The organism is Tangfeifania sp., assembly GCF_055108615.1.
Map to the genome: position 1 here is coordinate 1 of NZ_JBSQIC010000095.1, position 13819 is coordinate 13819.

Below are 13819 nucleotides of genomic sequence, written 5' to 3' on the forward strand. Positions count from 1 at the left end.
CTATCTCACGGTTAAAAAAATCTCTTAGTCTATCGTGCAGATTCCACCATAATTCTCCTTTTTCCAAAGGATCTAAATCCGATTGAAAGCGAATCAGAAAATCAATGTCACTTTTTTCATCAAAATTACCTGAAACAGCAGAGCCAAAAACAAAGGCTTTCTGTATTTTATTCTTTTCGAATAAATCCTTCAGCTTATCGATATTTGATGTAATTAATTTATCCATTTAAAATTCGAAAAACACTTAGTAAACAAACTCTTCTTCCCCTGCATTTATTGTCAGTTTCTCCCCTTCAAAAGGTTCAACTCTGCCCACAATTTGTGCTTCAATGTTGAACGATTTAGAAATAGAAATAATTTCTTCAGCCACATCCGGACTGGTATAAATTTCGAACCGGTGGCCCATGTTAAACACCTTGTACATTTCCTGCCAGCTTGTTCCCGACTGCTCCTGAATAATTCTGAACAGCGGCGGAACCGGAAACATATTGTCTTTCACCACATGAACATTCTCCACAAAATGCAGCACTTTGGTTTGTGCCCCGCCCGAGCAGTGGATCATCCCTGAAATATTTTTTCTGAATTTTTCCAGTACTTTTTTAATCACAGGAGCATAAGTTCTTGTTGGCGATAAAACCAGTTGGCCGGCATTTAAACCTATTCTTTCAATTTTGTCTGTCAATTTGTACTTCCCGGAATAAACCAGTCCCCCGGGAACTTCCGGGTCGAAACTTTCGGGATATTTTTCGGCGAGGTAGTTGGCAAAAACATCGTGGCGGGCCGATGTGAGCCCGTTGCTGCCCATACCGCCATTATAGCTGTTTTCGTAAGTTGCCTGCCCCGAAGAGGAAAGCCCAACAATGACATCGCCGGCCGAAATTTTATCAGCAGAAATTACATCGTCGCGTTTCATCCGGGCAACTACCGTGGAATCCACAATAATGGACCTGACCAAGTCGCCCACATCGGCTGTTTCGCCGCCGGTTGACCAGGCTGAAATTCCCAGTTCCCGCAAATTCGCGAGCAGTTCTTCGGTTCCGTTAATAATGGCGGAAATCACTTCGCCGGGAATTTTGTTTTTGTTCCGGCCAATGGTTGACGAAACGAGAATATTGTCGGTTGCGCCCACGCACAGCAAGTCGTCGATGTTCATTATCAGCGCATCCTGGGCAATTCCTTTCCACACCGAAAGGTCGCCGGTTTCTTTCCAGTACATATAAGCCAGTGCCGATTTAGTGCCGGCACCATCGGCATGCATAATGTTGCACCACGCCAGATCACCACCCAAAACATCGGGCACAATCTTACAGAAGGCATTGGGAAACAATCCTTTGTCGATGTTTTTTATGGCGTTGTGTACATCTTCTTTCGATGCTGAAACCCCCCTGGTGCTGTATCTCGATTCTATAACCATTTCTTTATTCGGTTTTTGCGGGTACAAAATTAGCAAAATCTGCTCATCTAAAATAAAAAAGGAAAGCCGCATCGTGACTTTCCTTTTTTTCTTTAGCGCTAAGCGTATAAAAACCGTTTAATTTTTTGCGTTGGCGTTTTTTCAAACGGGCTGGGCTGAAGAACAACGCGTTGGAGCCTTGAGAATTTATTCACCTCGGCATTTACTTTATTTTGAATTTCTTCCAGGACATCATCATATTTGTCAGAAAAATATTGCTGCGCATCGGCTCTGAGATTTTTAAAATGCTGTTCAACTTCGTCGGCATTCAGGTGAACCATTGCTACCAGTTTTCCCTTCTTTTCGATAACCAGCGACTCGAGCACAAATCGCATTTTATTTATTACTGACTCAATTTCTTCAGGATAAATATTTTCCCCGCTGGCACCCACAATCATGGTTTTAATGCGCCCTTTAATATAGAGGAAATTATTTTTGTCGAATTTCCCTTTGTCACCGGTCTTAAACCAGCCATCTTCTGTAAACACTTCTTTTGTAATTTCCGGTGCTTTGTAATACCCTTTCATTACGTTGTTGCCTTTGGCCTGAATTTCGCCTTCTCCGGTTGCCGGGTCAACATCGCCCAGGCGGAGCTGAACACCATCCATAGCAATTCCGGTTGAGCCTAATTTCCTGTTTTTGCCAACAGCTCCTGCAAGCAACGGCGATGTTTCGGTAAGACCGTACCCAATGGCGTATGGGAACTTTCCTTCGTATAAAAACCGTTCAACCGTACCGTCCAGCTTTGCGCCGCCAATTCCAAAAAAGCGAAGTTGGCCGCCAAAAGTCTGGTATAGTTTCCGGGCTGCTACACGGTGTAAAACCTTCCGTATTGCCGGAATGGAATAGAGCGTGCGCATGGCTTTCGTTTTCTGGAACTTAGGATTTATTTTTGCTTTGAATACTTTTTCGATAATCAGCGGGACCACCAGCATAATTGTGGGTTGAACTTTTTTGAGCGCCGGCAATAACACCGATGCAACCGGAGGCTTTCTCAGGTAGTGTACCGAAGCTCCAAACCGCACAGGAAAAAGAAAGCCAAGTGTATTTTCAAAGGTGTGCGACAGCGGCAATACCGAAAGGAAACGGTCGGTTTCACTAATATCCTGCAGGGTGTAACTTTTTTCGGAGGTCCACATCAGGTTTTTATGAGTGAGCATTACACCTTTTGAGTTTCCGGTAGTTCCGGAGGTATAGATTATGGAAGCCAGATCTTCTTCGTTTACTTCTGCCGGCAATAACTCAGCTGGTTCGGGTAATTCAGTTTCAAATGATTTTAATTTTTCTTTGGGAGTTCCTTTCGGTATTAAAGCAAAACAATCGACCAAAATAATTTTTCCGAGTTTGTTAATGGTGTTTTCATTCAAGCTGCTGTACAATGATTCTGAAACGAACAGCGTTTTTGTTTCTGAATGTTCGATTATCGATTCAATTTCGTTTGAATGAAAATCGGGCAAAATAGGCACTGCCGTAGCACCAATCCATGATATTGAGAAAAAAGCAATTCCCCAGTTGGGCATATTGGGGCTTAAAATGGCAACCTTGTCGCCCGGTTGAACACCATGTTTTTTTAGCAAAGCGGCAACCCGTTTCACATCTTCTCCCAGCTCCTGGTAAGTATATTTGCTTTCACCTGCATAAACCAGTGAAGTTTTATCAGCGAACTTACTTACCGATTCCTGCAGCATTGCGGGGATAGTATATTTTGTTGTATTATTCATCTTTTTACGGGTATTTAAATTCCTGCGTATTAATAAAATAACGCCGTCCCTTTATTGTTGTTTCCGGTCAAAAGTAACAATAAACCTGCCTGAAAGTTCTTTTACGGGAATTTTAAACTATTTTTAACATCTTGCAAAGAAATATTTTTTATTTGATGAAATAACAATCAAAGTTCAATAATTTTATATCCGGACTGATTTTGTTAATTTGGTAAATCATTAATTAACCTAAATATGAAAATAGACCATCTTGCAATTTGGACTTTCAACCTTGAATCGTTGCGCAATTTTTATGCGCATTATTTCGATGCTTCTTCCTCTGAAATTTATTATAACCACTCCAAAGAATTCAGGTCCTATTTTCTTACATTCGGTGGCGACTGCCGGCTTGAAATTATGGAAATGCCCAATATTCCAAAATCGAAAAACGACCCGGCAAAACAATATACAGGCCTGGCTCATTTTGCAATCAGTGTGGGCTCAAGACAAGCAGTTAACCAATTAACTGAAGAACTGCGAAGCGATGGTTTCAGAATTGTTGGCGAACCCCGCATCACCGGTGACGGCTATTACGAAAGTGCTGTGCTCGACCCGGACGGGAACCACGTGGAAATTATCGAATAGCAGGGATGGATTAATACCCCCGCTATTCGATAATTTTATATCAGGGAGTATAATATATCGGCCCTTCAATTCCCAGAGGAAGTTTGGCCCAAATCCACACCAGTAACATTGGTATCCTTACTAAAGCAAACGCTATGGCATAAGGCAACATCATGGAAATGAGTGTACCAATGCCCACCTTTTTTACATACTTCTGTGCAAAAACAATGACCAGCGGAAAGTAGGGCAACAACGGTGTCAGAATGTTGGAGTACGAGTCGCCTATACGGTAGGCTGCCTGTGTTGTTTCAGGGGAGTAACCCATAAGCATGAGCATGGGCACAAATATGGGGGCCAGCAGGGCCCATTTTGCAGAGGCGCTTCCCATTACAAGATTTACCAGCGACGACACAATTATAAAAGCGACAAGCAGCGGCCCTCCGGTAAAACCAATAGCCTTGAGACCATCGGAACCTTTAACGGCCAGCACGCTTCCCAGGTTCGACCAGTTGAAATAGGCTACAAACTGAGCTGCCACAAAAGCAATAACAATGTACATTCCCATGGTTGACATGCTTTTAGCGGTCATGTCGGCCACATCTTTATCGGTTTTAATGGTTTTGGCAACAATACCATAAACCAAACCGGCCACAAAAAACACAATAAACATTATGGGTACCAGCGAGTCGTAAAAAGGTTGGAAACTTCTGGAGCCGGTTTCAGGATCAACTTCTCCCCGCAACAATCCATCAGCGGGAATGATTGTAAGCATGAACAGTGCAAGCACTGCAAGGGTAGCTGCAAATGACCATTTCAGTGCTTTAACTTCTTGCCGGGTGATGGGAGTTTCTTCATCAATTTCCAGGTCGGAAGAAGGTTTGTACGGCCCAAGCCGCGGCACCAGTATTTTTTCGGTAACCCACGTTCCAATAAGCCCGATAAACGGAACTGATGCAGCCATAAGATAGTAGTTGGAAAGCGGATTCACGGTATATTCCGGATCGATAATTTGGGCCGCCGGCTCGGTAAAAGCGGCAATCATTGGGTCGAGCCCGGTGGGGAGAAAATTGGCTCCGAAACCTCCCGAAACTCCGGCGAAAGCGGCTCCTATACCTGCCAGCGGATGTCGCCCCATTCCCAGAAAAATGGCTCCACCAAGCGGAATCAGCACAACATAACCTGCGTCGGCGGCTACAGAGCTAACCATTCCTGCAACCACAATAGAGAAAGTAATAATTGTTTTGGGCACTTTGGAAACAAAAAGGCGCAACCCCACCGATATCATTCCGGTATGTTCAGCAACACCAATGCCCAACATTACTACAAGCACTAAACCAAGGGGCGGGAAGTTGGCAAATGTTTCAACCATCCGGGTAAAAATCATTTGTACTCCATCGCGCGACAGCAGGTTTACAACATCTATTTTATCCACGGGATCGCCATCGGGGCCAATCATGCCAGCTTCTTTGCCCGGGTGATCGACCGAAACGCCTCCAAAAACAAATGAAAGCAGAAGGGTTATTATCATTAGCAGGGCAAACAAAGTCACAGGCTGTGGCAGCTTATTGCCCACAACTTCAACTTTATCTAATACACGCTTAAAAAAATCATTTTTTTTCTTCTCGCTCTTTGCCATAAAGTCTGTGTTTTAACAATTTGTTACTCGCTCATTTTAGTAAAAAAAGTGATTTATAGAAAACCGCTTTTATCAGGTAATTTAATTGCATCAAATCACAAAAAACAATAATTTTTTGTCCTGGCAAAACAAAAGTATTCGATTCATGAAAATTTAAGTGCAGAAAGTCCTTTAAAAATCCATTTTGAATCATTTCATGTATTAATTTTTTGGTTTCTTTCCAATTCGTTAATTTTGAATTCATTTCAACTAAATCGATTTGCAGCATGAAAACTAAAAGCCTGACCTTTGGTTTCCTTTTTTTCATTGTACTAATATCGGCTCAATTTTTAACCGGTTGTGGGGAAAAAGTACCTGAAGAACTTCCCAACATTTTGTGGCTGACCAGCGAAGACAACAGTCCGTTTTTAGGCTGCTACGGCGATGAGTTTGCCACCACCCCCAACCTCGACAAGCTGGCTTCTGAGGGATTTTTATACACACACGCCTACGCCAATGCGCCTGTTTGCGCCCCGGCCCGAAACACCATCATTACCGGTGTATATGCCAATTCGGGCGGAAATCAGCATATGCGCAGTTATTACCCCATTTCTGAAACTATAAAAACCTATCCTGAATTTTTACGCGAAGCCGGCTATTACTGCACCAACAATTCAAAAACCGATTACAATACCAACAGTATCGATCCGGATGAAATCTGGGACGAAAGCAGCCGCGATGCACACTACAAAAACCGGGAGCCGGGGCAACCTTTTTTTGCTGTTTTCAATACTACTATTTCGCATGAAAGTTCGCTGCACGATTCCATCCCCAACGAACAACTACGGCACAGCCCCAAAGAAGTACCAATCCCGCCACATCACCCGGTCACACCGGCCATGAAACACGACTGGGCACAGTACTACGACAAAGTGGAAGATATGGATTCCCAAATTGGGAAATGGTTGCAGGAGCTGGAAGAGGCCGGACTTGCCGAAAACACCATCGTTTTTTACTACGGCGACCACGGTGGCGTTGTTGCCCGCAGCAAACGCTATGTTTACGAAACCGGAACGCGTGTGCCGTTTATTGTTCGCATTCCCGAAAAATACAAACACCTGTTTCCTGAAAAAAAACCTGGTTCAAAAGTGGACCGGCTCATCAGTTTTGTTGACCTTGCGCCAACTTTGTTGAGCATTGCCGGAATTAAAATTGCCGACTGGATGCAGGGAAATGCATTTTTGGGCAACCAAAAAACTGAAGCTCCAGAGTATGCCTATATGTTTCGTGGACGCATGGACGAACGTTACGACATGAGCCGCGCAGTGCGTGACCAAAAATTTCGCTACATCAGGAATTATATGCCCTACCGGATTTACGGCCAGCACCTGGAATACTTGTGGAGAGCACCTTCCATCAGGTCGTGGGAGGAGGCATATAAAAATGGCGAATGCACCGAAACACAAAGCCGGTTTTGGGAACCGAAACCTGTTGAAGAATTATACGATACGGAAAACGATCCGTGGGAAGTCAATAATCTGGCCGGAAATCCGGAATATGAAAAGGTGCAGAAAAGAATGCGCAGCGCCAACCGTGAGTGGGTGGGCCGCATAAAAGACACCGGATTTATTCCCGAAGCCGACCGCATTGACCGTGCCGGAGAAATGCCCACTTATGATTACATGCGCTCCAGGAAAATTGAACTCGAACCAATAATTGAAGCTGCTGAAACAGCCACACTCGGCAAACCGGAAAATCTGGAGGTGCTGAAATCTTATTTAAAAAACAAAGAACCGGCTATCCGGTACTGGGGAGCCACCGGACTTTTAATTTTAAAAGAGGATGCCCGGCCTGCACTTCCTGAATTAAAAGAGGCGTTGAACGATGAATCAGCCAGCGTAGTTAATGTGGCCGCTGAAACGCTTTATAATCTGGGAGAAAATGAGGCTGCGAAAAAGGCATTGCTTTCAGTTCTGAAAAATCCCAATGAATTTGCACGGTGTCATGCATTGAACGTGATTGACTGCATCGGGGACAAAAGCCCCGAAATTGTGGAAGGGGTTGTACAAATGATTCACAAAGCAGAATCGAATACCCGCAACAAATACGATATGCGTTCAGCAAAATGGCTAATTGAAAAATGGGGCCTGAATCCCGGTGAATATGATATTGAATTTGCCTGGTAGCTGCGACTGCCAAGGCAAACGAAAAATGACAGTTTATAGCTGACTCCTCTCTCAATCGTCGTAAACGGTAAACACAACACGTGTTTCAAATTGCCGGGCCCCCATAGTAAGAGATGCACCACTCAATTTTAAATTCAGTGGGATATTTAAAACACCATAACGCCCTCGAAAAAAAAAGCTAGGGTTGTTAGTTATAGATTGGTAGTTTACCCCACTGGTTACTACCGGATTAGGGCCCAATATAGAAGCTCTGCTTCCATTTCCATCTCTCAGGATTTGCAAATCAAGATTGTTGTTCCATTCAAGATCTGATTTATGTATAAAGATCTGCCATGGGATATCACGCCCAAAAATACCATCCCAAATACTTCTGTAATTGAGAGAAAGATATATTGATGAACTACTGGTAATCGACGACGGGAAATTTTCGCCGGCCTCGGTAACAACATATTGGGCATTTTCGAAATTGGCGTCCCCTGAAACTTCAATTCTCAAATCCTGCCCCAAAATATAATTTGCCGTAAAAATAAACGCTACTAAAAGAATTGTCCTTTTCATTATGATGAGCTGTTTCATTAAAATAATCAATTATCGGTAATCGTGTACAATACAACAAAGCTGGATTCGTCAACTGAATAAACCCTTGAATAATCTGAAACGTCGATGGAAAATGAAAGCCGGTGCCCGTTATTTATCCCATCACCTGTGTAACAATTTCCGATATTCGTAATAATTGGCCGTGGCTGGCTGTTCAGTTCAATTCTCCCGGAAGGCTGCCCAACCTGGCCTGAACCTCCGGCGCCGGAAAAGGTTGACGCTTCCAAATAAAATCGTATTCCTTCGGGAATATCGCCCTGCGAAATTTCAGCCACAATGGAGCGCGAATTTTGGGCAGTTCTCAGTGAGGAAGAGTAATTTATCCACAAATCATTGTTTGCCGGCAATTCCCAAAAAGGAGACTCGCCCGATTCGGCCGATGTATTTACGCTGAAATGTATGCTGTTGTCCAAGTCTGGTTCAATATCAACGAGCGCAACCTGAGGGAGTTCAAAGTAAACATTAGCCTCTGCTTCTTCCACTTGCGCGGATGCTTTGGCACTCAGCAAAAGTAAAAAATATGCGAACCAAATAAAAAATGATACTTTCTTCATTTTATCAGATTTATTCATTCCCATCCCAGGGAACAACTTTATTGTTTTCTATAATAACTATAAATGGATTCCTAAAGAATTTCTCCAGCCTTTTTCTTTCTTTTTCAGCCTCTTCAACTGAGTTGAACTTCCCCTTAAAATATTTATGAAAGTTATCAATTTGTTTCACGAAATCAAATTGTTCTTCTTCGAAATAGCTTGAATCATCCGGCACTTTTCGGCTAAAAGCACCAATTTGTACAGAATAAAACCTCGATTCTTTCTTTTCCCGAAGCTGATGGTCACTTTCATTTTTCGCTGAAGGAGAAGTTTCTTTACCTGGAGTAAGCGGGGTAAGCGTACTATCAGTCGATTTAAATATTATATTTCTCTTTTTTGATTTCAATTTTATTGGCAATTCCATTTTTTCTCCGGGTTGAAAATCCAGCTGATAGACTGATTTCTCAATTTCATATCCTCCCGGAATTGAAGTGGTGTAAATTTTGAAAGTCCATTCCCCGGGCCTGACGATGGGGAACGAAAAACGACCATCGTTGTTGGTTGTAATTCGGTATTCTTCAAAATCGTTTTTCAATTCTACAATAATATTTCCTGTTTCCACCTCTTCGTTTTTTAATACCGAAATACTACTTTTTTGTACCTCAAAAGAACCAGTTAACTTTGCACCTTCAGTAATTTTAAAGTTCAGGCTAATAATTTCGTCCTCAATAATATCCACTTCAATCGGCATAGGAATATTGGTAATCTCATTAATTTTCATTTTATCCCGATTGATTGAAAGCAGGGCACGTCCGGGTTGAATGGTTCGGAACCAGAATTCTCCATTTTCGTCGGTAATGGTTGTTTTATTATGCAGATTCAAAATAACTCCTTCTGCCGGTTCGCCGTTTTCGTATGTTATCCGGCCTTTAAGGTCGCCTGCCCTAATTATCTGTTTTAAGGGCACACCCAGGTTGAAAGCATAATTCAGAGAAAATGTAAAATCAGGATTTTCAGTTTGTTGTCTGAAAAGTGTATAAAAACTGCGCAACGAAAGTGTATGTTTCCTCAGAAAAGTATAATCCAGATTCAGTTGCATTAAATTCCGGTTTCTGAAATAATCGTCAATATTATAGGCATTTTGAAGGTAAAAGTTGGCATTGAAATTTTTCCCAATCTGGCTCGTAACCGAAAGACCGGCAGTCAGATTGCGTTGCTCCCCGGTAATAAAACTGTTTACATTCGACCAGCTTCCAAAAGCCCTCACTGAATGAGAAGGATTAAACTGGTAAGCAAAATTAGCTGAAGCCCGGTAAGTTTCCTGCCGGTTTTCGCCATCTCCCTGCAACAAGTTGGTGGTTTCACCAAATTCGCCAAGCAAGCTGTAATTTATTTTTCTGAAACGATGACTAAAACGGGTGTTTAAAGAACGTGTTCTGTAATGAAATTTATCCTGTACCAAGCGGTCCTTCCTTTCATACTCGCGCAGATAAAATTTTAAATGTGCACGGGTTGCAACATTGTAATTTAAAAAAGTTTGAAACGATTTCGAATAGGGTGCAGTAACAAAAAAAGTATCGAGGGCCGCATTTCTGAAATCTTCTTTGGTGTAAACACCCAGACTCAGCTTATCAGTGAGGTTGGCCGACAAATTTCCTGAATAAAAAGTGGAATTCGAATAATAACCGGGATAATTTTTACCAGTATAAAAATAGTTCCCCGACAAACTAAAAATTGAAAAATGGGAATTCACATTGGCACGGAATGCATCATCTGAGTTTTCCGGAGAAATCCCCTTTGAATATTCCAGATCGAAGCTCACGCTTTCAAAAGGTTTTAAGGCAGCTGAAATACTTGCCAACTGAACCGATTCGGGGCTGTCCTCCATCTTTTTCGAAATGTAATATCCCCTGAATTCATTGTCATCATTTATTTTATACCCAGTATAACCGGCAATTTCACTTTCAATTTTTTCGTAGTAACGAGGCTTCACCCATAAAAAGCCGAAAAACAAGCCGTTATTGAAAATTATTTTATTTTCGGCACCCATCCCAAATCGGGACGACTCAGTAAGCGGTGTAAACGAGTAGGCTCTTTCGCCCACAAAAAACTCCAGATTTTTATTTGAATAACCAATATAATACTGGTCATACAATCCCAAAAAACTGAGGTTTGTATTATTGGGGCCGCGCGCCAAAAACTCAAGGTGGTGGTTCCCTTCAGGATCGAGTGCACCTTCTCCCTGAAGCTCGAACTGCCAGGCCTTTTCATACTTTTCATTTCGATTAGAAGCCAGGTAAGTAGCAGAGGCAGTTACAGGATATCGGAAAAATAAATCTTTCCTTGTTGTTTTTGAAGGAAAAACTTTAAACGATCGGAAAACACTTTCTGCAATCTCTCCTGATAGTAAAGCCCGAACAGTGTAATTTATTTCTCGGGGCTCCAAAAGCTCTTCGGAAGTTAAATTATAAACAGTAAACGGAACCGACTGCCCGGGTTCTACCTGAATTTCTGCGGAACCTTTCACGTCACAATTATAAGTATCGATGTACACCTTTTTAGAAGTATTGCCATTGTTTTGCAGGAGGTAAGTTGCTTCAAGCTGTTCCCCTGCAACAATTATCTCAGGTGCCTTTACAAAATGCAGCGACACGCTTTCTATCTCATTTACCTTCAATACATTTCGCCTGACAGAAAGCGTATCGTCACTACCTTTTTCAATAGCATATAAATCAATGGGGTGCTCTCCTACGGGGAATCCAGATGGAACCTGGATGGAAAAAATCACCAGCTTTTTTGCTGATGGTTTTAATGAAATCTGCTGAATCTTTTGTATTACTTTCCATTCGTCGGGAACCTGCAATGAAATTGCTAAATCCTTTTCAGCTTCTCCGTTATTGGCAATAAAGTAGGTTTGATTAAAAATCTCTTCCGGCTGTAAATGGACATCATCTTTTAACGACTCAATTGCAATAATTTCGGTTTGCTGAGCATTTAATGAATGCATCCCCAGCAAAACAAAAAAAAATATACTAAAAAACTTATTCAACATTTACATTAGCTCAAACGAAACGTTTGTACCAAAAACATGATCCTCATCGCAATCTGCAACAAGTACCCCAGTGTATCTCCCTGGTTTAATCCCCTCTAAATCAATTGAAATTTCAACTGAAGTGCCGGGATAAACTTTTCGTGCATCAGCTTTAACAATGCCTGCCGAGTTTCCCGCTTCATCGAATAATTCCAGTGCCAATTCAGGTCGTAATAACCGTTCGCCTGTATTTTCAATAAAAACATCCAGTATATTATTTTCGTTTTGGCGGGCAACATCCAATCCAAGGAATTGAATATCGCGGGTTCCTGAATTACCGATATTTGTAATAATCTGAACTGCATACCTGATGGCTGTGTTTATTGTAACGCCTGTCCTGCGTGTGGTATCTGGTTTTGTAATTCCCTCCACCATTATCACACTCCAGTAAGTGCCTGTCAGTGAATCATTTTCAGGCACATGCACTTCAAAGTCAATTGTTGCTTTTTCTCCGGCTCCAAGATTTAGCAATTCAGGGTTGTAATTGGTCCAATTGGCATTCGACCGTTCAAGCGTACCTCCCGGGTCGTGTCTGCTTTCTCCCGAATAAGAAAACCAGTAGTCCCGTATGTAAACCCTTACTCCCTTTTCAACATCGCCGGTATTTTGCACTTCAATTACCCCCCGGTAAGTTTCCCCGGGCTGAACCTGATTCTCGTGGGTTAACCCATTTAAAACAACTATAGTTGCATTGAGCATTGCAACGGGAGCAAATAAAAAGATAGCGATAAAAATAAACCTCTTAACGATATTTTCGTCCATTTTAAAGATTTTACGGGATTTTACCAATTAATAAATTACTGCTAAAATATTAATCTTTAGCATTAATACAACAATAATTCAATAACTAATTATGATCGGTTAGGGTATAGATCACATTAAAAGTGGTCGGTTCTGTACTTAATCCGGCATAAGTTGGAGAGTCCTGGTCGTATTCCAATTCATAGGTAAGTACATGGCCATTATTGACACCTTTACCGGTGTAGCAACTTCCAATACCGGAAATGATTTCGGCGGGTTTATCCGAAAGGAGGATTTCCCCGGCAGGATGCCCCAGTTTACCTTTACCAGAACCTTCTGCTTCTGAGGCTTTCACTTTTAAATGCATACCTTTGGGCATTTCCCCCTGCACAAATGCAACAATTTTCCGGCGATGGGTTGAATTATTAATAACAGATGAATAGTTCAACCAGATATGATTGTTTTGATTCTTATTATTGTGAAAATCAATCGCATTTCCGGCTTCGGTTGGCGAGGAAGCAGAAAAACTAATATCGGAAGCGTTCTCTGAAACCAATCCAAGAAGAGCAACTTCAGGCACCTCGATATTCAGCTTATGACTGGATACATTGTCTTGTGCCACCAAAACACCTGTATAACAAACCATTAAAAATAAGACCAATATGCGCTGCACGATTTTCATATCCAAATTTAAGCAATTGAACATATAATCGCAAAATATATTGTGCCTAAATCAGGGGTATAAAATTCTGATATCGTGCCTGCTAAAATGCTGATAGGTTCGTCAGAAAAACAGAAAACCCCTGCAGCCACGCATAATTAAAGCAAAAAAAAGGCTGCCCGGTGCGGACAGCCTTCACATTATAATAAATTCCAATTTTATTTCATATCAGTAATGGTATAAGTAACCGTTACATCAGAATCATACTGGTACAATTCATTATACTTTTCTTCTTCCATTTTCAGTGTGTAACTCAGGTTAACTCCATTTGATGAACCAACTCCTGTATAACAACTTCCAATTCCTGTTACAATATCAACTGCTTTTCCGCTAAGTACTTTTGCACTTTTTACAGCATCTCCTTTGTCACCTTTTCCTCCAGTCGGGTCTTTCGCCTCAACTGATAAACTTGTTCCTCCGGGAAGAGTGCCAGAAAGTTTGGCTGAAACTGAACGCGATTTGCCATTAGCTACAATTGACGAGTAGTTCAACCACAATGAATTGTCGGTTACACCTTCGAAGCTAACTCCTTCACCTGGAGTTGTGGGTGCTGTTGGA

General features: G+C 41.9%; 12 protein-coding genes. 2 read left to right on the top strand and 10 right to left on the bottom strand.

Annotated elements, in window-relative coordinates:
- The 3 genes from ACTCNA_RS15595 to ACTCNA_RS15605 form a co-directional block, all read right to left on the bottom strand.
- A partial coding sequence (locus tag ACTCNA_RS15595) for a nucleotidyltransferase family protein (protein ID WP_462948861.1) occupies window positions 1-226 on the bottom strand: 226 nt, incomplete at its 3' end.
- A gap of 18 nt (window positions 227-244) precedes the next feature.
- Window positions 245-1486, bottom strand: a complete 1242-nt coding sequence (locus tag ACTCNA_RS15600) for an AIR synthase related protein (RefSeq protein ID WP_462948862.1) — start codon at window positions 1484-1486, stop codon at window positions 245-247.
- Between the two features lie 26 nt (window positions 1487-1512).
- Window positions 1513-3174, bottom strand: coding sequence for an AMP-binding protein (locus ACTCNA_RS15605; protein ID WP_462948863.1), 1662 nt, complete (start codon window positions 3172-3174; stop codon window positions 1513-1515).
- A 234-nt stretch (window positions 3175-3408) separates the two neighbouring features.
- Here ACTCNA_RS15605 and ACTCNA_RS15610 point away from each other — a divergent pair, with 234 nt between their 5' ends.
- Window positions 3409-3798, top strand: coding sequence for a VOC family protein (locus ACTCNA_RS15610; protein ID WP_462948864.1), 390 nt, complete (start codon window positions 3409-3411; stop codon window positions 3796-3798).
- A 40-nt stretch (window positions 3799-3838) separates the two neighbouring features.
- On the opposite strand, the gene ACTCNA_RS15615 is transcribed toward ACTCNA_RS15610, so the two are convergent.
- Complete coding sequence (locus tag ACTCNA_RS15615) at window positions 3839-5413, bottom strand: AbgT family transporter (protein WP_462948865.1); 1575 nt, start codon at window positions 5411-5413, stop codon at window positions 3839-3841.
- Window positions 5414-5679: 266 nt separating this feature from the next.
- Between ACTCNA_RS15615 and ACTCNA_RS15620 the strand changes: the two genes are divergently transcribed.
- Complete coding sequence (locus tag ACTCNA_RS15620) at window positions 5680-7578, top strand: sulfatase-like hydrolase/transferase (protein WP_462948866.1); 1899 nt, start codon at window positions 5680-5682, stop codon at window positions 7576-7578.
- A gap of 51 nt (window positions 7579-7629) precedes the next feature.
- Here the strand turns inward: ACTCNA_RS15620 and ACTCNA_RS15625 are convergent, their stop codons facing one another.
- From ACTCNA_RS15625 to ACTCNA_RS15650, 6 genes are all read right to left on the bottom strand, one after another.
- Entirely contained in the window at window positions 7630-8136 is a 507-nt protein-coding gene (locus ACTCNA_RS15625) for a hypothetical protein (RefSeq protein ID WP_462948867.1), read from the bottom strand.
- Between the two features lie 26 nt (window positions 8137-8162).
- Window positions 8163-8729, bottom strand: a complete 567-nt coding sequence (locus ACTCNA_RS15630; protein ID WP_462948868.1) for a hypothetical protein — start codon at window positions 8727-8729, stop codon at window positions 8163-8165.
- Between the two features lie 10 nt (window positions 8730-8739).
- Window positions 8740-11715 carry a hypothetical protein gene (locus ACTCNA_RS15635; RefSeq protein WP_462948869.1) on the bottom strand — a complete coding sequence of 992 codons (2976 nt, stop codon included), beginning with the start codon at window positions 11713-11715 and terminating at the stop codon, window positions 8740-8742.
- Window positions 11716-11760: 45 nt separating this feature from the next.
- Window positions 11761-12561, bottom strand: coding sequence for a COG1470 family protein (locus ACTCNA_RS15640; RefSeq protein ID WP_462948870.1), 801 nt, complete (start codon window positions 12559-12561; stop codon window positions 11761-11763).
- An 85-nt stretch (window positions 12562-12646) separates the two neighbouring features.
- Window positions 12647-13222, bottom strand: coding sequence for a hypothetical protein (locus tag ACTCNA_RS15645; protein WP_139279476.1), 576 nt, complete (start codon window positions 13220-13222; stop codon window positions 12647-12649).
- 197 nt (window positions 13223-13419) lie between these two features.
- Window positions 13420-13819: hypothetical protein (locus ACTCNA_RS15650; RefSeq protein WP_462948871.1), on the bottom strand; the 400-nt coding region annotated here is incomplete at its 5' end.